Origin of the sequence: Saccharothrix carnea (genome assembly GCF_003014735.1) — a bacterium.
GTDB lineage: Bacteria > Actinomycetota > Actinomycetes > Mycobacteriales > Pseudonocardiaceae > Actinosynnema > Actinosynnema carneum.
Genome location: NZ_PYAX01000007.1, coordinates 140,711 through 163,978, shown reverse-complemented (window position 1 = coordinate 163,978; position 23,268 = coordinate 140,711). Strand labels below are relative to the sequence as shown.

Sequence of the window (23,268 nt, the reverse complement as noted above, 5' to 3'; positions counted from 1 at the left end):
GTCGGTGGTCGAACGGGTGTTCGATCCGTCCACAGCTGGGGACAAGCCTGTGGACAACTCAGTTTTGCCTGGTCAACGCCTGTGCGTGGGTGAGCAGTTCGGCCACCGACCACTGGTCGTAGGCGTGTTGTCCACGCTTCTCCGCGACGACCGTGCCGTCCGGCGCGATGAGGAAGTCGACGGGCAGGCCGAGCCGTCCGCCTTCCACCTTGGGCAGCGGACGGCGACCGCGCAGCACCGGGCCGAGGTCGCGGACGGTGCCGCGCACCATCGCGCCCCACGCCCGCGGGTCGAGCACCGAACGCGGCGCCGACTCCACGCCGAACTCCACGTACAGCCGCTTCTCCGGGTCGCCGACCACGGCGAACGGCAGGTCGGCGACGTGCGGGCGCAGTTCGGCGGCCGAGGAGTGGAACACGACCACCTCGGTGACGCCGTGCGCGGTGATCTCGTCGTGCCGCTGGACGATCGACCGCAGGTGCAGGTTGCACACCGGGCAGCCGGCGAAGCGGCGGAACTGCAGGTGCACCAGGCGTTGCGGGTCCGGCACCCGCACCGTGCCGCCGAGCACGGTGTCCCATTCACGTGGACTGATCTTCACGGTTCCCCCTGAGCGAGCGTAGGCGTGCGCTGTACGCTCACCCAAGCTATGTGCGTAACTTGTACGCTGTCAAGGCCATGCCACGCCCGAAGTCGCTCACCACGTCCGCGCTCGCCGCCGCGACGCTCGCCGTCCTGGACCGGGACGGCCTGGCCGCGTTGTCGATGCGCGCCGTCGCGGCGGAGCTGGGCATGGGCACGATGTCGCTGTACCGGTACGTCGCCGACCGGGACGAGCTGGAAGCCCTCGCGGTCGAGCACATGATGTCCCGGGTGGACACCGTGCCGCCGAAGAAGGCGTTGTGGGACAAGCAGATCGCGGTCCTGGTCGAACGGATCCGCGCGGCGATCGCCGCGCACCCCAACGCCGTGCCGCTCACGATGGCGCACCGGCACCGGTGCCCGAGCCTGTTGCGCTGGTCGGAGTCCGTGCTGGAGGTGCTCACCCGGGCCGGTTTCACCGGGGAGCAGCGGGTGATCGCGTTACGCGCGCTGCTGGCCTACCTGATCGGCGCGACCGAGATCGAGCACCGCGGCCCGCTGTCGGGCCTGGGCACCGAGGCGATGGCCGCGATGGGCGAGTACCCGCTGCTGGCCGAGACCGCCGGGACCGCGCGGACGATCACGCCCGACATCGAGTTCCGCCGCGGCTTGGACGTGGTGCTCAGCGGCCTGCGCCGCCCCTGACCAGCCGCTTTCGGACTGTCACGCTGAGGTGTGCCGACGCGGAGACCGAAGCCGACCTCGGTCTCCGCGCCGGTACGCGACGAACACGGAGTTGCGCTCCGAGCGTGGTGTCGACAGATCCGGCGCGGAGTCGACTCCCGCTGCGTCTCCAGGTCAGGTTCGCCGATGAGAGGGCTCTCCCCTCTCGTCCCGTCCGCCACCGCGGAAGCGGACGGGAAGCCGTCACGCTGTTCGGTCGTCGTCGTCCGGGAGGTCGAGCAGCTCTTCGAGCACGTGCGTGGCAGGCCCGTGGCGGCGCCACGAGAAACGGCTGGGGGACAGGACGTTCACCTCGTCGGCGGGCATCCGCATCGCCACCGCGTCGTCCTCGGTGTGCAGGCGCACGACGTCGATCACCGCGTCATGCGCCCGCACCCCCACGACCGCCGCCAGTTCACCCCTGGCGTCGCGCGGGTGGAGGAACTGGAACCCCCGTGCGATCAGCTCGCGGAGCTGGAACGTCGTCCGCGAGGGGAGATCAGTGGACGAGGTCATCGAACTCCCCGTCCCTGGCTCCGGCCACGAAAGCGGCCACCTCCGCTCGCGTGTAGATCAGCGCGGGGCCCTCGGGGAACCGGGAGTTGCGCATCGCGATGTCACCGCCGTCGAGCACGGCGAACTCGACGCAGTTGCCGATCGCGTCGCTGTAGGAGCTCTTCGTCCACGTGACGCCCTTAAGGTCGGCCGCGGACATGCCGTTGAGAACCTCGGTGGCCATGCGCTCACCCTCCAAGCCGTCAGATGCATCTGCACGTGCATCCGGTTGTGCACGGAACGTAGCACCGGAGCGTGCACGGGTAAATGCACGTGCAGATGCGGAGCGTGAATCCCACCCGGTCGGACGACAGCTAGAGCTCCGCCCGCCGTTTGGCGAGCATCTGCCGGCTCCGATCGGGCGTCTCGGCGTCCACCGTGAGGCGGTCGAAGACCCGGCTGTAGACCTCCAGCTCTTCGAGTTTGTCCAGGTAGAGAGCACCGGCGAGGTGTTCGAGGTACACGATGTCCGGCAGGTCGGGTTCACCGAACCGGAGCATCGCGAAGGGGCCCTTCGCCGCGTAACCGGCCAACGGGAACGGCACTATCTGGAGGGTGATCGGCCCGTCCTTCGTCACGCTGAGCAAGTATTCGAGCTGGTTGAGCAGGACCTGACGGCCGCCGATGGTCCGGTAGAGCACTGATTCGTCGATCACGGCCCACACTCTCGGGGCACCCGGCCGGGCCAGGATCCGCTGCCGCTGCATCCGCAACGACACCCGCCGCCGCACGTCGGGCGTCACCAGCTCGGACCGGCCGTGGCTCGCGATCGCCGTCGCGTACTCCTCGGTCTGCAGCAGGCCGGGCACGAACTGCGTCTCGTAGATCAGGATCCGCGACGCCGCCTCTTCCAAGCCGACGTAGTCCTGGAACCAGTCGGGCATCAGGTCGGTGAAGCGCTGCCACCAGCCCGGCTCGTTGGACCGGCGGACCATGCCGAGGAACTTCGCCCGCTCGTCGGCGTCGGCGACGCCGTACATGGTCAGCAGGTCGTTCACGTCGCGTTCCTTCAGGCCGACGCGACCGAGTTCCATCCGGCTGATCTTCGACTCCGAGCCGCGGATGGTGTAGCCGGCGTCCGCCCGGCTGATCTCGGCGGCCTCGCGCAGCCTGCGCAACTGCGCGCCGAGCACGATCCGCAGCGCGGTCGGACCGCTCTCCCTCTCCGGCGTGGACTCGTCCGTCGCCATCGCCGTTCCTCCCGACCGTCGTGCCTGCCCCACCCGATCAGCGGTTGCGCCCGAGGTGGGCCGACTCGCATCGTCACTGAACGTACACCCATGATCTTGCCCGGACAGAGGCATGAGGCTCACTCACACGTTGAGCCCATACCCTTACGCTGACCGGACTGTGACGCGGTGCACACAACATCACTCCCATCCCCGTAATGCGAGGTCACCACAATGCCGGGTACGTCCTCGGACGCCGCCGCCCCCGTCTACATCGACACCACCAAGGCCAGCATCGCCAGGGTGTACGACGCCTTCCTCAACGGCAAGGACAACTACGAGATCGACCGCGAGGTGCTGCGCCGGGTGCAGCAGGTCGCGCCGGAAGCGGCCACCCTGGCGGTGGACAACCGCGGCTTCCTGATCCGCGCCACCAGGTTCGTCGCCAGCCAGACGGGGATCAACCAGTTCCTCGACTGCGGCTCGGGGTTGCCCACCGCGGAGAACACGCACCAGGTGGCCCAGCGGATTAACCCGGATGCCCGAGTCGTGTACGTCGACAACGACCCAGTGGTACTGGCGCACGGCCGCGCGCTGCTGGAGGAGAACGACCGGACGCACTTCTCCGCGGCCGACATCTTCGACCCGCACGAGATCCTCAACGACGCGGTCGTGCGCAAGCACATCGACTTCACCGAGCCGCTGGCGCTGTTCCAGATGGGCACGCTGCACCACTACAACGGCGACTCGCCCACGTCGGCCGAGATCATGGCCGAGTACATCGAGGCCCTGCCGTCCGGTTCGTACGTGGCGATCTCGCACTTCCTCGACCCGGAGACCGAGGAGCACTCCGCCATCGCGCGGCGGATGGAGCAGACGTTCCTGCACTCGCCGATGGGCAGCGGGCGGTTCATCACGATGGGCGAGATGCTCGAGCTGTTCCACGGCCTGGAGCTGGTCGAACCCGGCCTGGTGATCTGCGCGGACTGGTGGCCGGACGGCCCGCGGCTCAAGGAACTCGACGCGGTGAGCTACTGCATCGCGGGCGCGGTGGGCCGCAAGCCCTGAGAGCCGTCGCACGCGACGGTGGTGGACGGGGAAGTTCCCGCCCACCACCAGATTCCGCGTGCCCTCAGCGGGTTCGGCCGGCCGGGCGGCGGAAGAAGTCGACCAGCACGGGAACCGTCGCCCTGGGCTTGACCATGTGGGTCTGGCCGGGCAGGACGGTCAGCTCGCCCTGCGGCAACGCCGACGCCAGGTGCCGCTGGGCGTTGCGCAGGTACTCGGGGCTCTTGCCACCGGCGATCACCAGAGCGGGCGCCTCCGCGCCGGACCACCGGTCGGCGGGCGGGAGCGTGCCGCCCTGGAGCTCGCCGGTCAGCGCGAAGTCGTTCGGCAACGTGTGCGCGACGGCCTTGAGCTTGGTCCACATCGGCATCAGCGGCATGACCGCGATGAAGAGCCCGGGCGTGCCGACGTACCGCATGAACAGCTTGATCGCCTCGCCCCGGCGGCCCTCACCGATCGCGCGCTCCACCCGTGCCGGCAGGTCGGGGTCCATGGGCGCGCGGGTGCCGTCCACGATCATCGGCGACTCGTAGATCGCGATCCGCTCGGCGTTCACGCCCCGGTGCGCGGCCTCGGCGACCAGCGTGCCGCCCGACGACATGCCGAACAGGTGCGCCGAGCCGCCCGCCTCCTCGATCAGCGCGGCGATGTCCTCGACCTCGCGTTCCACGTCGTACGGCGCGGTGCCGGCGCCGCTCTCCCCCCGGCCGCGCCGGTCGTAGGTGTAGACGGTGAAGTGCTCGGCCAGCGCGTCGGCCAGGGCCTTGGAGGGGCCGAAGGCCCGGTAGCACATCGCGCCGTCGACGATGATCAGCGCCGGTCCGGACCCGACTCGCGTGAAGGCGATCGCGGTGCCGTCCTTGGAAACGACCTGTCCCATGGTTGTCCAGTCCTTCGGTTCTCGCGGCTTGGCGGTGTCGGTGTCGGCGCGGGTGGTCATGCCAGATCTCCCAACCAGGTCGACCAGGTCCGCTCGTCGCGGTGGTCGTCGCCGAACACGTGGTGCATGGCGATCACGACGCCGGGCATCCCCTGGAAGAAGCGGTACATCGCGTCGGCCGTGCGGACGCCGACCGTCTGGGCGTTGGCGAAGTAGACGACGCCGGGCTCACCGTCGAGGGTGACGTGGTCGCCGGTGTTCGGCGCGTGGTCGAGGCCGAGCTCGCGGCCGAGCTTCGACCACAGGGCGGGCCAGTCCGCGACGGGCGGGCCGAAGGCGGTCAGCGGGCGGGCGGTGCGGCCGGCGAAGTGGCGCAGGTAGGTGACGAGGGTCTGCCAGAACATCTCGCCGCCCGCGGTCATGGCCTCGAACTCGTTCTCCCAGTCGTCGCCGGGCAGGAAGCCGCTCGCGACCATGCGCAGGACCGTGCTGCCCCGCTCTCGGCCCTCGACCAGGAACTCGTAGGCGACGAACCGGCCGTCCGGCTCCTTCTCGCCGCCGTAGGCCAGGTGCTTGCCGGGTTCCCAGGCGGTGATCGGGTGTGCGGGCTGGTAGCCGCCGAACGCCTGGCGGACCGCGGCGCCGGGCTCGACGTCGTTCGCGCCCATGAACCAGGAGTCGATGCCGGGGCCGGTGGCGATGGCCTCCCAGACCTGCTCCGGCGTCACGCCGTCCAGCTCGACCTCGTTGACGCCTTCGAACGCGTGACCCATCGTCACTCCTTCGGGATGCTCGGGTGGACGGCGACGACGACGCGGTGCGCGCGTCCGCCGGCCGCGGCTTCGTCGTGGTACTTGGCGACCAGGGCGGTGACGGCGGTGGTCAGCTCCTCGGCGAACGCCGCGCGGTCGGCGGCGGTGGCGAAGCGGACCTCGCCGTCCAGCGCGAAGGTGGCGACCTTCTTGTCCGCCTTGGCCGCGCCGGTGACCAGGTTGCCGACGTCGCGGACCAGCCGTGCGGCGACGGCCAGCAGCCAGCGGGCCGACAGGCGGTCGGGTGCGCGTTCGGGGTCGGGTTGGACGGCGGCCAGCGCCGTGGGCGAGATGACGTAGGACGCGGCGGTGGCGCGCATGACGCGTTCGGTCATGTTGCCCTTGCGGCGTTCCTCGGCCAGCTCCACCAGCCCGTGCTGCTCCAGGGTGCGCAGGTGGTAGTTCACCTTCTGCCGGGGCAGGCCGATCTTCGCCGCCAGCATGGTCGCCGAGCTCGGCTCGGCCAGCTCGGCCAACAACCTCGCCCGCACCGGGTCCAACGAGACCTCGGCCACCGCCGGGTCCTCGATCACTGCCACGTCCAACATGGCCCAACCATCGCACCGACAACTTCCCCCGTCAAGACAAACTTTTTCGTCGGTGCACGAGAGTCGTACCTCCGGCGCGCGAGAGTCCAACGCCCAGCGCGCGAGAGTCCAACGCTCAGGACCCCCGAGTTCAACGCTCAGCCCGCACACCGTTAGGCGTGAGCGTTGAATTCGGGGTGCGTGAACGTACGACTCTCGCGCGCTGAGCGTTGGACTCTCGCGGTTGGGTGAGGTCAGAGCGGCAGGAGGTAGGGGTCCGGGCCCCGTTCGAGGTCGAGCAGTCGGCGCTTGCGGGCCAGCCCGCCGCCGTACCCGGTGAGGTCGCCGTTCGCGCCGACCACCCGGTGGCACGGCAGGATGATCGCGATCGGGTTGCGGCCGTTGGCCAGGCCGACCGCCCGCGCGGCCGACGGACGGCCCAGCCGCTGCGCGAGCTCCCCGTACGTCACGGTCTCGCCGTACGGGATCTCGGCCAACGCCCGCCACACGGTGCGCTGGAACGGCGTCCCGATCGGGTCCAGCGGCAGGTCGAAGTCCGTGCGCGTGCCGGCGAAGTACTCGGCCAGCTGCGTGATCACGTCCCCGAACGGGGAAGGGTCCTCGGGGCCGAACGTGTCATCGGCCGGCCGGTACCGCTGCTCGGTCATGTACAGCCCGGACAGCACTTCGTCGTGCGCGACCAGCGTGAGCGGTCCGACTGGGCTGTCCACGGTGGTGTGGCTCATCGGGCGGGACGTCCCTTCAGGCGGGCAGCCGGTTGACCGCGTGGTCACCGGTGGCCCAGAGGTACTGGACGGCGTACGCCCGCCAGGGGCGCCACGCCTGGGCACGCCGCACCAGGGCGGCGGGTGTGCCGGGCAGGCCGAGGGCGCGCGCGGCGATGCGGATGCCGAGGTCGGTGGGGATGAACGCGTCCGGGTCGCCGAGCGCCCGCATGGCGATCACCTCCACCGTCCACGGCCCGAAGCCGGGCAGCGCCAGCAGGTCGGCGCGCGCCTTCTCCCAGTCCGCGCCGACGCCGAGGTCGAGCGACCCGCCGGCGAGCGCCTCGACCAGCGCGCGGAACGCGGTCTTGCGCGCCTGCGGCATGGCCAGCACGGACGGGTCCAGCGACGCCAGCGCCTCGGGCGTCGGGAACAGGTGCGTCAACCCGTGGTCGGTGATCGGCTCACCCGCCGCGCGCACCAGCCGACCGGCGTGGGTGCGGGCGGCGGCCGTGGACACCTGCTGCCCGAGCACGGCGCGCACCGCGAACTCGGCGGCGTCCACCGTGCCGGGCACCCGCCGCCCGGGTCCCACGTCGACCACGGGCCTGAGCAGCGGGTCCGAGCGCAACTGCTCGTCGACGGCGACCGGGTCGGCGTCGAGGTCGAGCATCCGGCGGCACCGGGCGATGGCGATCGACAGGTCGCGCAGGTCGCTCAACGAGAGCCGGCACGCCACGTGGTCCTCCTGCGGCGTCAGCGACACGACCCCGTGCCCGTGCGGCAGCCGCAACGTCCGCCGGAAAGCGCCGTCACGCCACTCCTCCACCCCCGGCACGCCGGTCGCTGCGAGGTGGCCGAACAGGTTGTCCGGCCGCAGCGGCACGCGGAACGGCAGCCGCAGCGACAGCACGCCCGGGGTGTCCGGCGCGGGACGCCGGCGCGTGCGCAGGTCCGTGGGCGACAGCCCGAACACCTCGCGCACGGTCTCGTTGAACGCCCGCACGCTGGCGAACCCGGCCGCCAACGCCACCTCCGCCATCGGCAACGCGGTCGTCTCGATGAGCAGCCGGGCGGTCTGCGCGCGCTGCGCCCTGGCCAACGCCAACGGCCCCGCGCCCAGTTCGGCCAGCAGCAGCCGTTCCACCTGCCGCACGCTGTAGCCGAGGCGGACGGCCAGCCCGGGCACGCCCTCGCGGTCCACCACGCCGTCCGCGATCAGCCGCATGGCCTTCGCCACCGAGTCCGCGCGGTGGTTCCACAGCGGAGAACCGGGTGACGCGTCGGGGCGACACCTCTTGCAGGCCCGGAATCCCGCTTGTTGCGCCGCCGCCGCACTCGGGTAGAACCGCATGTTCCCGACCTTGGCGGGCGGGACCGGACAACTCGGTCGACAATAGATCCGGGTGGTGAGGACCGCGGTGAAGAACCACCCGTCGAACCGGGCGTCTTTCGACCGCACGGCCCGGACACAACGTTCCGCGTCTTCGTGCACGGCACCAGCATCGGTCAACGCTCGGCCCCGTGGCCGGCGGAAATGCGACATGGACGGAAACGCGGTGGACCTGGCGCGCCGCACCGCGCTGTGCGGCGCGCCGGTGGGGCGGTGACGCCCCCGGGTCGGACATCGACTAGTGGTGCGCCGGGGCGGCGAGCCTGGCCAGCAGGTCCAGTCTCACCTCGGCCCGGTCGCGCCGGTGCGCGTCCAGCACCGTCCTCAGGATCGGGCAGACCCGTGCTTCACCGGGGACGCCCCGGTCCTCACGGGCCGTGACCGGTGGACGGGCGGTGCGCACCGGGTCAACTCCGCTCTGCACGGCAGGTCGCCGCACCGTTCCACCGAACGGGTCGGTCCGGTGCGGACCGCTGAGAAGACCCCCAGGACCCCTCAGCGCTCGACGAGCTGCCACTCGCGGTAGTTGCCTGCGAAACCACTTTGACCGGTCCCTTCGCACAACCTGTCGACGTCATCTGCAACGTCCGGGCCAGCTTGTCAGCGCAAGTCGTTAGGGTGGACTGACAAGTGCTCCACCGGTCGGCAAACGACCTGTTCACGCACTCACATCCGGTTTTCCGGTCCGGAACACCGGATCGCTAGGAGGCACGCCGCGGATGGCTGGTTCCGGTCAGGGGTCGGGTCCCCGTGCCGTGTTCGCGGAGCGGTTCGCGCTGCTCTACGCGGAGGCGGGTGATCCGCCGCTGAAGAAGGTGACCGAGTCCGTGGGCCGCGCGCGGCGCACCGACGAGCGCGGCAGACCGGTCCGGGCGACCGCCCAGCGGGTCAGCGACTGGCGTCGCGGGCGCAACGTGCCCGCCCGGTTCTCGGCACTCTCGGTAGTCCTCGAAGTCCTCATCGGCGAGGCCCGCAAGTCGCGCCCGCAGCCGCCTGCGGCCGGGTTGTACGACCTGGACGCGTGGCGCGCGCTGTGGGAGGAGGCGTTGGCCAGCCCGGTGACAGCACCGGTCGACGAGGACCCGCCGAGTTCCGACGAGATCGGCGTGTGCCCGTACCGGGGACTGGCCGCGTTCCAGCCGGAGGATTCCAGCTGGTTCTTCGGCCGGGAACGCAGCACGGCCGCCTTGGTGTCCCGACTGGGCAGTGCCGCGGAAACCGGCGGAATCGTGATGCTGGTGGGCGCCTCGGGTGCCGGTAAATCGTCATTGGTGCGCGCGGGCGTCATTCCGTCCGTTCGCGACGGCGCGTTGGCGGTGCCCGGGTCGACGAATTGGCCCGCGGTCGTCATCACGCCCGGCGGCGACCCGGTGAAGGAATTGATCCGGCAGATCCCGGAATTGGCCGAGATCCTGGACATGGCGCTCACCCTGGACGGGATGGACCAGGACCTGGTGGCGTCCGGGCACGGTCCGGACACGTTCCTCGGGCAGACGCTGATGGGCGTGATGCGGTTCGCCGCGCAGATCCGGGCGGCGTTCGCGGCGTACGCGGCACGGCACGGCGGCGACCGGGTGGTGGTCGTGGTCGACCAGTTCGAGGAGGCGTTCACGCTGTCCTCGGACGAGAACCGGGTGCAGGTGTTCGTGCAGGCGCTGCACGTGGCGTGCACGCCCGCGGTGCCCGGCGGCACGGCGCCCGCGGTGGTGCTGGTGGGCGTGCGGGCCGACTTCTACGGCCGCTGCCTGGCGTTCCCGGAGCTGGCCGACGCGTTGCAGGACCGGCAGATGGTGCTGGGCCCGATGACGTCGGCGGAGCTGCGCGAGGCGGTGTCGCGGCCCGCGAAGGCGGCGGGCCTGCAGTTGGAGCCGGGGCTGATCGAGCTGATGCTGCGCGACCTGGGCGTGCGCAGCGGCCGGGCGCAGGCCAGGGCCGGGCAGGGCGCGTACGACGCGGGCGCGTTGCCGCTGCTGTCGCACGCCCTGCTGGCCACCTGGCAGCGCAGGCAGGCCGGGAAGCTGACCATCGCGGGCTACCGCTCGGCGGGCGGCATCCAGGGCGCGGTCGCGGCCACCGCGGAACGGGCGTGGGCCGACCTCGCCCCGGAGGCGCAGCACGCGGCCCGGCCGTTGCTGCTGCGGCTGGTGCGCGTCGGCGAGGACACCCAGGACACCCGCCGCCGCTCGACCCGGCACGAGCTGGTCGAGCAGGCCGCGAACCGGGCCGCGGGCGAGGAGGCGCTGGAGGTGCTGGCGCGGGCCCGCCTGGTCACGCTCGACGCCGGGTCGGTGGAGATCACGCACGAGGCGCTGCTGCAGGCGTGGCCGCGGCTGCGCAGCTGGATCGACCAGGACCGGGAGGGCCAGCTGCTGCGGCAGCGGCTGGAGGAGGACGCGGCGACGTGGGTGGGCCAGGACCGCGACTCGTCGCTGCTCTACCGGGGCGCACGGCTGGAGACCGCGCGGCACTGGGCCGACGCGGCGGGCCGCGAGGGGCTGACCGGCACCGCCCAGGACTTCCTCGCCGTCTCGATGCAGTACCGCAGGCGCGCCGCGTGGGGCCGACGCGCGGCCGTGGTGTGCGTGGTCGTGCTCGCGCTCATCGCCGCCACCGCCGCCGTGCTGGCCGTGCGGCAGCGGGACGACGCGGTGTTCCGGCAGGTGGTGGCGGAAGCGGACCGGCTGCAGGGTTCCGACCCGTCGCTGTCGGCGCAGCTGGCGCTGGTCGCGCACCGGATGCGGCCCGACGACCGGGACGTGCAGACGCGGCTGCTGTCCACCCAGACCACGCCGTTGGCGATACCGCTGACCGGGCACACCGGCCCGGTGTACCTGACCTCCTACTCCCCCGACGGCAAGTTCCTGGCCACCGCGAGCTTCGACCAGACCGTGCGGCTGTGGGACCTGCGCGACCCGGACGACCCGAAGCCGCTCGGCTCGCCGCTGCCCGGCCACCGCAGCTGGGTGACCTCGGCCGTGTTCAGCCCGGACGGCCGGACCCTGGCCACGGCGGGCGACGACGCCACGGTGCGGCTGTGGGACGTCAGCGACCCGGAACGCCCGCGCTCGCTCGGCGAGCCGCTGCGCGGCGACAACGGCACCGTCTACCTGCTGGCGTTCACGCCGGACTCGCGGACCCTGGTCACCGCCAACGCCGACCACACGGCCCGGCTGTGGGACGTGACCGACCCGGCCCGGCCGCGCCGGCTCGGCGAACCGCTCGGCGGGCACACCGACCAGGTGCGCGCGGTCGCGATCAGCCCGGACGGCGCGCTGCTGGCCACCGCGGGCGACGACGGGACCGTGGTCCTGTTCGACGTGCGCGACGTGCGCGCCCCCAGGCAGCTCGGCGAGCCGGTCACCGGGTTCGAGGACACCGTGCACTCGCTGGCGTTCAGCCCGGACAGCAAGCTGCTGGCGGGCGCGGGCGAGGACCACAGCGTGCGGCTGTTCGACGTGGCGGACCCGGCGGCGCCCAAGCCGGTCGGCCGCCCGTTGACCGACCACACCGAGGGCGTGTGGTCGGTGGCGTTCAGCCCGGACGGCCGGCTGCTCGCCGCCGCGGGCGCGGACGGCACCACGCGGCTGTGGAACATCGCCGACCCGGCGCACGCCGTGCCGCTCGGCCAGCCGCTGAGCGGGCGCAACGGCATCGTGTACGCGGTGTCGTTCAGCCCGGACGGCCGGACGCTGGCCACCGGCAGCCACGACGCCGTGGTGCGGCTGTGGTCGCTGCCGCCCGGCGTGCTCGTCGGGCACTCGGCGCGCACCGTCGGTCCCCGCTTCACCCCCGACGACCACCACCTGGTGTCCGCGGCCGAGGACGAGTCGATCCAGGTGTGGGACATCACGGACCCGGGCGACCCGCAGTCGACCGCCGTGCTGTCGCACGGCGCGGGCGTGTGGTCCCTGGCGATGAGCGAGGACGGCCGGACGCTGGCCAGCGTGAGCGACAAGGTGGTGCGGCTGTGGGACGTCACCGACCCGCACCACCCCCGGCCGCTGGGCGAGCCGATCGGGGTGGGCACCCGCTACAGCTCGCCGGTGGCGCTCCGGCACGACGGGAAGGTGCTGGTCACCGGTTCCGACGACAACTCGGTGCAGCTGTGGGACATCGAGGACCGCGAGCACCCGAAGCCGCTCGGCCGCGCGCTCGTCGGCCACGGCGGGTACGTGCACTACGTCGGGTTCACGCCGGACGGCCGGACGCTGGTCACGGCCAGCGCGGACAACACCGTGCGGCTGTGGAACGTGACGGACCCGGCCGCCGCCCAGCCGCTCGGGCACCCGCTGGCCGGGCACACCGGCGCGGTGCGCGCGGGCGACATCAGCCCGGACGGCCGCACCCTGGCCACGGCGAGCGACGACCGGACGATCCGGCTGTGGGACCTGACCGTGCCCAACCGGGTCGAGCCCATCGGAGCGCCGATGAGCGGGCACGCCGAGGAGGCGGTGGCGGTGGCGTTCAGCCCGGACGGGCGGACGCTGGCCAGCGGCGGCGAGGACCGCACCATCCGGCTGTGGGACGTGCACGACCTGCGCCGACCCACCGCGGTCGGCCAGGTGCTGACCGGGCACCAGGGCGGGTTGCGGGACATGGCGTTCAGCCCGGACGGCCGCAGGCTGGCGTCCACCAGCTCGGACAGCACGGTCCGGGTGTGGGACCTCGACCTGCAGCACGTGATCGAGCGGGTCTGCGTGAAGACCAAGGGCGTGCTGCCGGAGGACCGCTGGCGCGAGCACCTGCCGCAGCTGGACTACGAACCGCCCTGCCCCTGACGGGGTCCGCACCCCGAACCCGAGGTGAAGCCCGTTCATGTACTTCCGGCGGAACTTGACTAGGTTCTGCAGATCATGCGTTCACTTGCCAGGGTGGGTGGCCCGCGGACGGCGATCACGGCGCTGACCGGGATCACCGCGCTCTACATGGGCCTCGTCGTGTTCGGCAACATCACCGACTACGAGACCAACCACGCGTTCGTGCAACACGTGTTGGCGATGGACACCACCTTCGGGTCCCCCAACACGTCGTGGCGCGCGATCACCGATCCGACCGTCGTGACCGTGGTCTACGTGCTGATCATCGCCTGGGAGGCGGTCACCGCGCTGGTGCTGCTGGCCGGGCTGGTGGCCTGGCTGCGGCGCCGCGAGGAGGTGGCACGCCTGCTGTCGTCCACGGGCTGGGTGATGCAGGCGCTGCTGTTCGGCGGCGGGTTCATCGCGATCGGCGGCGAGTGGTTCGTGATGTGGCAGTCGAAGGACTGGAACGGGCTGTCGGCCGCGTTCCAGAACTTCGTGATCGCCGCGCTCGGGCTGATCCTGCTGCACGCCACCAAACGCGACCCGGCCCCGTAGCGGGCGTGGCCGGAGGCCGTCCCCCTCCGGACGGCCTCCGGCCCGCTCCCCCTACTCGTCCCCCCAGAAGTCGAGCCGGTGCTCGGCCCGGTAGTCCACGCCGGTGATCGCGCCCGGTGCGAGCGACTGCACGTGCCGCCCCTCGCCGAACGCGGGCCAGTGCGGCAGGTCGCCGCCGTTCGGGTCGCCGGTGCGGGCGAAGGCGGTCCAGTACCGGATCATCGCGTCCGACAGCTCGCGCTGCCCGGCCGTCAGCTCCCCGTCCGGGAACAGGTAGCCGATGTCCGTGCTGTGGCTCGCGCCGTGCTCGGAGGCCGCCGGGTCGGCGAACTCGAACGCGAACGTCGGCGTGTGCGCGGACAACAACTCGTGCTGCCGGAACGTCGCCCGCGCCCACACCCGGTCGGTCAGCACCGCCGCCCACGCCCGGCCCGGGCTCTCGAACGCCTCCAGCGGGTACTCCCGTCCGACCTCCGCCGCGCGGTCCCCGAACGCCGCCGCGAGCAGGCGCGGGTAGTCCTCGGCGGCGACGGGCCCGCGGAAGATCTCCACGATGCCGCGGTGCTCGTGCCGCGTGTTGCCGGCCAGCACGGGCACCCGCGCGATCTCCCCGGCCGCGAACGCCTCGGCGGGCAGTCGTGGCAGCTCGGCGTTGCCGTACCCGAAGGGCTGGAAGATGTTCATGACCTGCTGGTGGTCCATCACCTTCTCGGCGGGCAGGGCGCGCAGGCAGGCGAGGTCGTCGCAGCCCAGCTCGAGGGTGATGCCCTGCCCGATCTGCTCGATCTCCGCGGTGTCCCGCCAAGCGAGCCACGGCAGCGCGCCCAGACCCGGGTACCACGCCTCCGCGGGCAGGTCGACCAGCGCGAACCCGCTGTGCGTGATCGCCTTGTGGAACAGGCCGCGTGACGCGGGCGAGACCAGGTGCGCCGCCGCGGCCGACGCGCCGTAGGAGACGCCGAACAGCGTGACGTTGCCGGGGTCGCCGCCGAAGCTGTCGATGTTGCGCCGCACCCACTCCAACGCCTCGCGCTGGTCCTGCAGGCCGAACGTGCCGGAGCCCTCCAGACCGGGCAGGCCGAAGCCGCCGAACACGCCGAGCCGGTAGTTCAGCGTCACGACCACCACGTCGCCCTTGGTGGCCAACGCGGTGGCGTCGAAGTGGTGGCCCGCGCCGATCGCGCCGTCGCCGTGCAGCCAGACCAGGACCGGCCGGCGGCCCGCTGTGGACGGCGTGGTGACGTTGAGGAACAGGCAGTCCTCGTCGGTCGCCCTGGTCGGCGAGTAGGACGAGCCGACCTGCGGGCACGGGTTGCCCGGCCTGGTCGCGTCCCGGACGCCCTCCCAGTCCGCCGCCCGGTGCGGCGCGCGCCAGCGCAGCTCGCCCTTCGGCGCCAGCGCGTACGGGATGCCTTGGAAGACGGTGCGGTCGGCGTGCACGACACCGCGCACCTCGCCGTTCTCCACCCGCACCGTGTCCGGTGGCCGTTGTCCCACGTCCCCACCCCCACAGGCCGTCACGGCCATCGTGATGATCAGTGCCCACGTCCCCCGACGCATGGGTCACCCCCTTCTCGTGGCGAGCTCCACCACGGTGATGAGCTCGCGTTCGCAGAGGTCGAGGTCGACCTCCGGGTGGTCGCCCGCCCTGGCCAGCACGCCGTTGCGCAGGGCCAGGACGAAGATCGCCACGGTGTCCGCGTCGAACTCGCGGAACTCACCCCGCCGCTGCCCCTGGCGGAGCAGGTCGGCCATCTTGCGGTGGTCGTCGTCGGCCGAGTCCGCGGCCGAGACGTGCGGGCGGACCTGCGCCAGCGCCACCATGTGCGCCCGGTGGGCGCGCAGGAACCGCAGGTTGGCGCTCAGGAACGCGCGCAGCTCGCCCGCAGCCGTGGCGCTGTGGTCCATCCGCTCCAGCACGAACTCGGTGAACGTCCGCCTGACCTCGGCGTAGACGGAGTCGACCAGCTCCTGCTTGCCCTTGAAGTGGTACGAGATCAGGCCCGTGCTGCTCAGGCCCGCGCGGGCGGCGATCTGCTTGAACGAGGTCGCCCCGTAGCCGAGCTCGGCCAGCACCTCGATCGCCGCGGCGACGATCTGGGCCCGTCGTGCCTGCTCGGTGAGGGACTTTGCTCGCATGAGCAAAAGTTAGCACGACCAAGCTGGAAGTTGCTCGGACGAGCAACTGGTTCACCCGTCCGTGAAGGCCGATCCCGGCCGAGGATGGAGTGCGTCGCCGAGAGAAGGAGGAGACGTGACCGCTGGTCGGGAGGAGTACCGGACCGTCGTGCCGTACCTGGCCGTCCGGGACGCGCGGGCCGCCGTCGACTACTACGCCGAGGTGTTCGGCGCCGTGCGGCGGGGCGAGCCGATCGTCATGGACGACGGCTCGGTCGGGCACGTGGAGATCGCCATCGGGGACAGCGTGCTGATGCTCGCGGACCCCTCGCCCGAGTACCGCCACCTCGCGCCGGACCCGAGCGGCGGGGTCAACCCGATGCACCGGGTCGAGGTGTCCGATGTGGACGGTGTGGTGCGGGGGGCCGTGGCGCGCGGCGGCACGGTGCTGCGCGCGGCGGCGGACACCGGGCACGGCTACGGCGCGACCGTGCTCGACCCGTTCGGGTACCGGTGGATGGTGGCCGCGCGGACGGCCTGAGCACCCGGCGTCAGCCGACGATCTGGCGGAGCTGGTCGAGCAGTTCCGCCCGGCTGGTGCAGCCCAGCCGTTGCCGGATGCGGGCCATGTGGTGCTCGACCGTCTTCGCCGAGATGAACAGGCGGTCACCCACCTGCTTGTAGGTCAGCCCGCCGACGACCAGCTCGGCCACCTCGCGCTCGCGGTCGCTGAGCTTGCCCGCGTCGGCCTCCACCACCGGCTCGGGCTGCTTGCGCGTGGTCGCGGCGGTGCGGCCCTGGAGCAGGCGCGCGCAGTCCAGCAGCCGCACCATCGCCTGGCGGTCGGACGTGCGGATGGCGGCCTGGCCGGCGAGCCTGGCCGCGTCCCACCACTGGCCGACTGCCTGCAGGCCGCGCGCGGACTCCTCGACCTGGTCGGCGTCCACCTTGCCCGCCACCACGTCGAGCCAGCTCTCCGCCGCCGCCGACACGACCCCCGCGTACCGGCTCCGGTCGCGGCACGCGGCCAGCGAAGCCGCGTGCTCCTCGGCGACGGACGTCTCCTCGGCGATGATCGCCGCGTGCAGCGCGCTCCAGTGCAGCGGCACGGCCCACAGGCACGGATCACCCAGGTCCCGCAACAGGTTCCGCGCCGCGGTGAGGTGCGGTGCCAGCCGGTGCTGGTCGCGCAGCCGCGCGGCGGCGGTGGCGAACTCGCCCAGCGGCAGGAACGTGAACAGGTCCACCGGGTGCCGCAGCACCGCCTCGCACGCCTGCTCCCACGTCCGCTTCAACGTCGCCAGGTCGCTGTTGCGCCGCGCCACGCCGATCTCCAGCGCCACCGCGAACAGCCAGTCCCGCGGCTCCAGCGGGCGGCCGGCCTTCCGCAGCGCCACCAGCGCTTCCCGGGCCTGCGCGAGGTTGCCGCGCTGCATCGCGATCCACGCCCGCAGCAGCCGGTGCCGCACCGCCATCAGCGCGCCGCCCGACGACGTGGCCATCGCCCGGTCCAGCACCGATTCGGCCACCCCCGGCTCACCGCTGTGCAACGCCACCAGCGCGGCCAGCGCGGCGGGCGTGTCCGGCAGCAGCACGCCGCGCCCGGCCGGTTCGAGCAACCCCGCCGCACGCACCAGAGTGGACAGTGCCGTGGTCGCGGACGACGTCACCGACTCCACCACGCCCTGCGCCATCAGTGATGCGCCGCCGTCGAGCATGGTCGGCGGTGCGACGGGCAGCGGCGCGGTCGGCAGCTTCCCGGTGCCGACCTGGCCGATCACCGCGAACGCCGACGACGTCGAGCTCGGCGACCACCGGTGCAGCTCGGTGCCGCGGGCCAGCTGCCCCCGGTGCGCCAACGCGATCGCGGCCACCTCCGCCGCCGCGCCCCGGTGCTCGACGTCACCGCCGGAGATCACCTGGTCGGCGAGCCGCAGCGCGGCGTCGAGGTCACCGGCCATGGCCGAGGCGACGGCCCGCCGCACGGCCACGTCGGGGCCCGCCGTGCCGATGGCGGCCAGCAGCCGCGCGGCCAGCGCGGGGTCGGTGGCCAGCGCCTCGTCGGCCGCGGCCCGGAACGCCCGCGCCAGCCCCGGCCCGGCGACCCCGGTCTGGTGGTCCGCGCCGCCGACCGCGATCAGCGGCCGCACCAGGTCGAGCACCGGACCGCCGGACCGCAGCTGGAGCTCGGCCAGCCGCTGCCGCACCGCGATCCGCCGGTCGGTCCGGCTCAGCGCCGCCACGGCCAGCCGGGCGACGGGCACCAGCGTGCCGTCCGCCGCGACCAGGCCGGTGGCCCGTCCCGCCTCGATCACGTCGCCCACCGCGTCGGCGTCGACGCCGAGCAGCCCGCCGAGCAGGTCGAGCCGCAGCGCCGCGCCCGCCTCGGCGGCCAGCAGGTACTTCTGCACGTCGGCGTCCAGCCAGTCCAGGTCCGCCCGGAACGACGCCACCACCTCGGGCGGCACCTCGGGCGCGCTCACCCCGGCCAGCCGTTGCACGAACCGCGGCACGCCACCGGTCTGCTGGTGCACGAAGTCCACCAGCCCCCGGGCGGCGGCGGGCAGCACGGCCCGCACCTGCTCCCGGCTGAACGGCTCCGGCATCAGCGCCGGCCGCGCCCGCCCCAGCGACTCGGCCAGCGCCGCCAGCGCCCGCGACCGCGGCCACGGGCGGTAGGCCACCACGACGTTCTGGTCACCCCGTTCGACGAGGGAGCGCAGCGCGAGCAGCTCGGCGTCCGGCAGCAGGTGCGCGTCGTCCACCACCGAGGCGGACGCGCCGGCGTCCTCGAACGCCCGGCTGATCTCCCGCAGCACGGTCGTCTTGCCGTAACCACCGGGCGCGACCACGCCGAGCCGGACCACGGCACCCGCCGCGACGGCGTCCAGGACCTGCGTGACCTGCTGGGACAACACGGGTCGCGCGGTTGTGCTCGGGCTCAACGGCCATCCTCGCTGTCACGGGCACGACGCCCACCGGTCGGCACGAGCCCGCGCACGACGCGCTTCACCGTGCGCCGTTCGGGCAGGTCGAGGGGTGTGATGTCGACGGGCGGCCGGGGTGGTGGCGCGGTGAACTCCGCGTCCGGCACCTCCATGCCGCCCACCGGGAACCTGAGCAGCGGGTCGTCGTCGCGCACCATGACCGACGTCTCGATCGGCTCCGGTTCGGCGTCGGGCCCGATCACCAGCCGCCGGGCGGCCAGCGCGGCGCCCTTCACCACCGAGGTCTCGGGCGCGGCCTCCAGCACCACCCGGCCGGGCACGGACGCCGCGACCAGCGGGATGCGGGTGCTGCCCCCGACCAGCACGGTCATCTCGACGCCGCCGGTGCCCGCACCGGCCACGACCCGTTCGAACACGGAGACGGCCTGCTCCACGTCCGGCCGGATCAGGTCCTCGAACTGGGCGCGGGTGATCGGCACGTCCACCGGCCCGGACGGCAGGTGCACCGGGATCGACGTCTCCACCGCGCCGGACAGCACCCGCTTGGCCGCCTCGCAGTCGCGGCGCAGCCGCCCGAACAGGCCGCGGGTGCGCGGGTCGTCGGCGTCCAGCTCGGCCAGCGCCCGCCCGAGCGAGGTGCGCACGTGCCCGAACACCGCGTCGTCGAAGTCGACGCCGGCCGCCTGGTCGACCCCTTCGACGGTGTTGACCAGCTCGAACCCCCGGCCGACCACGGACGCGCCGAACGCGTGGCTGCCCAGGCTGAACACGCCGAGCGACCCGGCGAACGACCGGCTGAACGCGTGGTTCTCCGCCGCCGCGACGGGTTCGGGCACCAGCGACGCCTCCACGCCGACCGACCGCAGCGCCCGGTGCACCAGGCCCTTGGCGTGGGCGCCCCAGCCAGGGGGGTGCGCGAGCACGACGTGCGCGGGCGGTTCGCCCTCGCGGGCCGCGACCTGGTCGGCGACCCACCTGACCAGCAGCGCGGTCAGCTCCTCCGGCGGGCAGTGCTCGGCACCGCCCGCGTCGGGCCCGAGCACGATCGGCACGACGTCGCCGACCCGGCGGCCGAAGCCGGTGGCCGTCCACCGCGGGTCGCCCGGCTCGCCGACGAGGAACGCGCCGTCCGCGGTGAGCTGCAACGTCGACGCGACACCGCCACCCGGTCCGCCGAGGCCGACCAGCTCCGGTTCGCCGCGCCCCGCGCCGCCCAGCCTGCACACGGCCGCGGCGGTGCGCGTGGTGCCCACGTCGACCCCGAGGACGTACGGCAACTCGGAGCCTCCCTCACTCACCTGAACGAACTACCGGCAGTACCTACACGGGTTACGAGACGGTCACAAGCGCATCCCCTAATCCCCTAGGGAGTGAACGACAACCACCCCATAGTGGTTGCGGTATCTACTGGGAGTAATCCCCGATGGCCGGTGATCCCCCCGCCCTTAGCTTGATCACAGGCCGGACCCCCACCCCTGCCGGGCCGGCTCCCCGCGTCCTACTTGACCAGGAGATATCCATCATGGGCTCCAGCCCCAACACGCTGCACGACTTCGTTCTCGACCTGCTCAGCGACCCGACCGCGCTGGCCGACTTCCAGGCCGACGCCGAGGGCACCCTGGCGAGGGCGGGCCTGAGCGACATCAGCGCCCTGGACGTGCAGGAAGTCATCCCGCTGGTGCTCGACTACGTGCCGACCGGGAGCCTGCCCGCTCTCGACGGCTCGCTGCTCGAGGACCTGCCGCTCGACCTGGTCGACGCAGGCCAGGCCGGTGCGATCTTCCGCCTCAAGGCCGTCGCGGACCAGCTCACGGTGTCGGGTGCCACCGGCGCCGGGGACGTCAAGGCCGCCGTGGCGGGCACGCTCAGCGCGGACGCCGACGGCCTGTCGGTGTTCGGCGGCGTGTCGAGCTGGGACCTGTTCGACGGTGCCGCCTCGGTCAAGCTGAAGGTCGAGGGCGACTTCTCCGCGGTGGGTGACGTGACCGACACCCTGGACGGCACGTCGCACACCGCAACCGGCCAGGTCTCGGACCTGACCGACACGGCGACCGGCACGCTGGACGGTGCCGTCGCCACCGCGGGTGGGGTCACCGGCTCGCTGCCGGGCGCGGACGGCCTGACCAGCACCGCGTTCGGCGCGCTCGACTCGCTGAGCGGCGTGGTCGGCAACGTGACCGGTGGCCTCACCAGCTCCCTGCCCGTCGGCGACCTGGGCAACGTGGCCGGGCTCGGCGACGTCGCGGACCTGGGCGACGTGGCCGGCCTGGGCGACTCGCTCGGCGTGTCCGGCTCCGCGCAGGGCAAGGCGGGCTTCGACTCCCACGGCGCCGACCCCCTGTCCGGCGTGACCGGGACCGTCGAGGACGTCGCGGGCACCGCCGGCGTGGGCGGCGTGGTGAGCAACGTCACCGACACGGTCGACGGCCTCGACCTGCCGGTCGTCGACTCGCTCGACGTCGACAACCTGCTCTTCTGAGACTGATCCACTACCAGAGGGCCGGTTCTGTCTCGGGGACGGAACCGGCCCTCGCTCTGTGCCCGGAGCGTGTCCGGACTTTCACCCGGACGGGTTTTACCGGCACACTCTGCCGGGTGATGTCCGCGCCCTGGCTCGACGTGCTCGACGACACGATCCGGGCTTGCGCTGCGCACAACCGGCCCGACCTGGCCCAACGGTTGCGCGACAAGCGCGCCCGCCAGCTGGACCCCAAGCTCCGCGTGCTCGTGATCGGCGAACCGAAGCAGGGCAAGAGCCAGCTCGTGAACGCGATGGTGAACGCCCCGGTGTGCGCGGTGGGTGACGACGTCACGACCACCGTCCCCACGTTCGTGCAGCACGCGGAGACCCCGTCCGCGGCACTCGTGCGCGGCCCGTCCATCGCGAACACCCCCACCGAGCGCATCCCGGTGCCCATCGACCAACTGGCCAGCCAGGTGAGCGCGAACCACCACCACGGCGGCGACCTCGTGCGCGCCGAGGTCGGCATCCCCCGCGCCCTGCTGGACTCGGGCCTGGTGCTGATCGACACCCCCGGTGTCGGCGACCTGCGGCCCGCGCACACCGCGAGCACGTTCGCCGCGCTGCTCCAGGCCGACGCGGTGCTCATGGTCTCCGACGCCACGGCCGAGCTGACCCGGTCCGAGCTGGAGCTGCTCAAGCAGGTCATGACCTCGTGCCCCAACGTGATCCTGGTGCTCACCAAGATCGACATCGCGGCGCAGTGGCGGCGGGTGGTCGAGCGCAACCGGGCCCACCTGGCCCGCGCGGGCGTGGCCGCGAAGCTCATCCCGGTGTCCGCCGCGCTGCGCCTGCGCGCGGCCAAGACCGGTGACAAGGCCCTCAACGCCGAGTCCGGCTTCCCCGAGCTGCTGACCTGCGTGCAGCAGGACATCGTGGCCGCCGCCGACCAGCTGGCCCGCCGCACGGTCGCGGTCACCGCCGCGTCGGCGATCAAGCAGCTCGTCGCGCCGGTGCGCGAGGAGCTGTCCGCCCGTGCCGCGCAGGGCCCGGAGAAGACCATCGCCGCGCTGAACGAGGCGCAGCGCCGCATCGACGAGCTGCGCCGCCGGTCCGCGCGCTGGCAGACCGTGCTGGCCGACGAGATGGCCGACCTGGTCTCCGACATCGAGTACGACCTGCGCGACCGCACCCGCAAGATCCTGCGCGAGGTGGACAAGACGTTCGAGACCGCCGACCCGGCGCTGGGCTGGGACAAGTTCGAGGCGTGGCTGGAGGACAACCTCACCGAGGCCGCCACGACGAACTTCGCCTGGCTGCTCGACCGCTCCGAGTGGGTGGCCGAGAAGGTCGCCAAGAGCTTCCCGGTGGCCCGCGACGACCTGCTGCCCGAGTCGATCTTCCCGGACGACGTGCTGGACCGGGTGGCGCCGATGGACAAGCCGCTGATCGAGAAGTTCAGCCTGATGCAGAAGGCGTTCACCGGCCTGAAGGGCTCCTACGGCGGTGTGCTGATGTTCGGCCTGGCGACCAGCCTGGCCGGGATGCCGCTGATCAACGCGATCTCGTTGGGCGCGGGCGCGCTGTTCGGCGGCAAGTCGATCATCGACGAGAGCGACCAGCGGCTGCGTCGCAGGCAGGCCGCCGCCAAGGCCGCCGCGGCACGGCACGTGGACGACTTCTTCCTCAAGTTCGGCAAGGACTGCCGCGACGCGGCCAGGCACATCCAGCGCAGCCTGCGCAACCACTTCGCCACGCTGGCCGAGGAGCTGCAGGAGACGCTGCTCGAATCGGCGCGCAGCGCCCGGCGCGCGGTGCAGGACGACAACTCCGAGCGGGAGCGCCGCAACCGGGACGCCAAGCGGGAGCTGGACGAACTCGTGGGCCTCTACCAGCGCGTGCAGGCGCTCGCGGGAGGCCAGGCGCCGCCGTTGGGGATCAGCGCGTGACGGT

Annotated in this window: 21 protein-coding genes; 7 read left to right on the top strand and 14 right to left on the bottom strand. The window is 72.6% G+C overall.

Annotated elements, in window-relative coordinates; genetic code table 11:
- Nucleotides 1–58: 58 nt before the first annotated feature.
- Nucleotides 59–601, bottom strand: coding sequence for a peroxiredoxin-like family protein (locus tag B0I31_RS21795; protein ID WP_106617228.1), 543 nt, complete (start codon nucleotides 599–601; stop codon nucleotides 59–61).
- A 77-nt stretch (nucleotides 602–678) separates the two neighbouring features.
- Between B0I31_RS21795 and B0I31_RS21790 the strand changes: the two genes are divergently transcribed.
- Nucleotides 679–1,287: a TetR/AcrR family transcriptional regulator C-terminal domain-containing protein gene (locus B0I31_RS21790; RefSeq protein ID WP_181320277.1), complete on the top strand. Its 609-nt coding sequence runs from the start codon at nucleotides 679–681 to the stop codon at nucleotides 1,285–1,287.
- Nucleotides 1,288–1,509: 222 nt separating this feature from the next.
- Here B0I31_RS21790 and B0I31_RS21785 read toward each other — a convergent pair whose 3' ends face one another.
- The 3 genes from B0I31_RS21785 to B0I31_RS21775 all read right to left on the bottom strand — a co-directional run bounded on the left by B0I31_RS21785 (nucleotide 1,510) and on the right by B0I31_RS21775 (nucleotide 3,050).
- Entirely contained in the window at nucleotides 1,510–1,821 is a 312-nt protein-coding gene (locus tag B0I31_RS21785) for a hypothetical protein (RefSeq protein WP_106617226.1), read from the bottom strand.
- A complete protein-coding gene (locus tag B0I31_RS21780; protein ID WP_106617225.1) occupies nucleotides 1,805–2,044 on the bottom strand; it encodes a DUF397 domain-containing protein in 240 nt (79 codons plus the stop codon). The genes B0I31_RS21785 and B0I31_RS21780 overlap by 17 nt, the downstream gene beginning before the upstream one ends.
- A gap of 130 nt (nucleotides 2,045–2,174) precedes the next feature.
- Nucleotides 2,175–3,050 (bottom strand): helix-turn-helix domain-containing protein, encoded by an 876-nt coding sequence (locus B0I31_RS21775; protein WP_106617224.1) that lies wholly within the window; start codon nucleotides 3,048–3,050, stop codon nucleotides 2,175–2,177.
- 213 nt (nucleotides 3,051–3,263) lie between these two features.
- Here B0I31_RS21775 and B0I31_RS21770 point away from each other — a divergent pair, with 213 nt between their 5' ends.
- Complete coding sequence (locus B0I31_RS21770) at nucleotides 3,264–4,097, top strand: SAM-dependent methyltransferase (RefSeq protein ID WP_106617223.1); 834 nt, start codon at nucleotides 3,264–3,266, stop codon at nucleotides 4,095–4,097.
- A gap of 64 nt (nucleotides 4,098–4,161) precedes the next feature.
- Here B0I31_RS21770 and B0I31_RS21765 read toward each other — a convergent pair whose 3' ends face one another.
- The 6 genes from B0I31_RS21765 to B0I31_RS40735 form a co-directional block, all read right to left on the bottom strand.
- A complete protein-coding gene (locus B0I31_RS21765; RefSeq protein WP_425444382.1) occupies nucleotides 4,162–5,037 on the bottom strand; it encodes an alpha/beta fold hydrolase in 876 nt (291 codons plus the stop codon).
- Entirely contained in the window at nucleotides 5,034–5,750 is a 717-nt protein-coding gene (locus tag B0I31_RS21760) for an SRPBCC family protein (protein WP_106617222.1), read from the bottom strand. Before B0I31_RS21760 ends, B0I31_RS21765 begins: the two co-directional genes overlap by 4 nt.
- A gap of 2 nt (nucleotides 5,751–5,752) precedes the next feature.
- The gene (locus tag B0I31_RS21755) at nucleotides 5,753–6,337 is read right to left on the bottom strand and encodes an ArsR/SmtB family transcription factor (RefSeq protein WP_181320276.1); all 585 of its coding nucleotides are present in this window, start codon (nucleotides 6,335–6,337) and stop codon (nucleotides 5,753–5,755) included.
- A 233-nt stretch (nucleotides 6,338–6,570) separates the two neighbouring features.
- Nucleotides 6,571–7,062 carry a methylated-DNA--[protein]-cysteine S-methyltransferase gene (locus B0I31_RS21750; protein ID WP_106617221.1) on the bottom strand — a complete coding sequence of 164 codons (492 nt, stop codon included), beginning with the start codon at nucleotides 7,060–7,062 and terminating at the stop codon, nucleotides 6,571–6,573.
- 16 nt (nucleotides 7,063–7,078) lie between these two features.
- Nucleotides 7,079–8,536 (bottom strand): DNA-3-methyladenine glycosylase 2, encoded by a 1,458-nt coding sequence (locus B0I31_RS21745; protein WP_106617220.1) that lies wholly within the window; start codon nucleotides 8,534–8,536, stop codon nucleotides 7,079–7,081.
- Between the two features lie 136 nt (nucleotides 8,537–8,672).
- Complete coding sequence (locus B0I31_RS40735) at nucleotides 8,673–8,837, bottom strand: hypothetical protein (protein ID WP_181320275.1); 165 nt, start codon at nucleotides 8,835–8,837, stop codon at nucleotides 8,673–8,675.
- Nucleotides 8,838–9,153: 316 nt separating this feature from the next.
- On the opposite strand from B0I31_RS40735, the gene B0I31_RS21740 reads away from it, so the two are divergent.
- Both B0I31_RS21740 and B0I31_RS21735 read left to right on the top strand, forming a co-directional pair.
- Nucleotides 9,154–13,212 carry a WD40 repeat domain-containing protein gene (locus B0I31_RS21740; RefSeq protein ID WP_106617219.1) on the top strand — a complete coding sequence of 1,353 codons (4,059 nt, stop codon included), beginning with the start codon at nucleotides 9,154–9,156 and terminating at the stop codon, nucleotides 13,210–13,212.
- A gap of 75 nt (nucleotides 13,213–13,287) precedes the next feature.
- Entirely contained in the window at nucleotides 13,288–13,788 is a 501-nt protein-coding gene (locus B0I31_RS21735; protein WP_106617218.1) for a DUF2165 domain-containing protein, read from the top strand.
- A gap of 51 nt (nucleotides 13,789–13,839) precedes the next feature.
- On the opposite strand, the gene B0I31_RS21730 is transcribed toward B0I31_RS21735, so the two are convergent.
- The gene (locus B0I31_RS21730) at nucleotides 13,840–15,285 is read right to left on the bottom strand and encodes a carboxylesterase/lipase family protein (protein ID WP_245950213.1); all 1,446 of its coding nucleotides are present in this window, start codon (nucleotides 15,283–15,285) and stop codon (nucleotides 13,840–13,842) included.
- Nucleotides 15,286–15,351: 66 nt separating this feature from the next.
- Nucleotides 15,352–15,927: a TetR/AcrR family transcriptional regulator gene (locus B0I31_RS21725; RefSeq protein WP_106617216.1), complete on the bottom strand. Its 576-nt coding sequence runs from the start codon at nucleotides 15,925–15,927 to the stop codon at nucleotides 15,352–15,354.
- A gap of 115 nt (nucleotides 15,928–16,042) precedes the next feature.
- Between B0I31_RS21725 and B0I31_RS21720 the strand changes: the two genes are divergently transcribed.
- A complete protein-coding gene (locus B0I31_RS21720) occupies nucleotides 16,043–16,447 on the top strand; it encodes a VOC family protein (protein WP_245950211.1) in 405 nt (134 codons plus the stop codon).
- Between the two features lie 10 nt (nucleotides 16,448–16,457).
- Here B0I31_RS21720 and B0I31_RS21715 read toward each other — a convergent pair whose 3' ends face one another.
- Nucleotides 16,458–18,851: a helix-turn-helix transcriptional regulator gene (locus B0I31_RS21715; RefSeq protein WP_181320274.1), complete on the bottom strand. Its 2,394-nt coding sequence runs from the start codon at nucleotides 18,849–18,851 to the stop codon at nucleotides 16,458–16,460.
- Complete coding sequence (locus tag B0I31_RS21710; protein ID WP_106617213.1) at nucleotides 18,848–20,131, bottom strand: Hsp70 family protein; 1,284 nt, start codon at nucleotides 20,129–20,131, stop codon at nucleotides 18,848–18,850. Before B0I31_RS21710 ends, B0I31_RS21715 begins: the two co-directional genes overlap by 4 nt.
- Before the next feature lie 245 nt (nucleotides 20,132–20,376).
- Here B0I31_RS21710 and B0I31_RS21705 point away from each other — a divergent pair, with 245 nt between their 5' ends.
- Complete coding sequence (locus B0I31_RS21705; protein ID WP_106617212.1) at nucleotides 20,377–21,333, top strand: IniB N-terminal domain-containing protein; 957 nt, start codon at nucleotides 20,377–20,379, stop codon at nucleotides 21,331–21,333.
- Nucleotides 21,334–21,452: 119 nt separating this feature from the next.
- The gene (locus B0I31_RS21700; protein ID WP_106617211.1) at nucleotides 21,453–23,264 is read left to right on the top strand and encodes a dynamin family protein; all 1,812 of its coding nucleotides are present in this window, start codon (nucleotides 21,453–21,455) and stop codon (nucleotides 23,262–23,264) included.
- Nucleotides 23,265–23,268 lie beyond the last annotated feature (4 nt).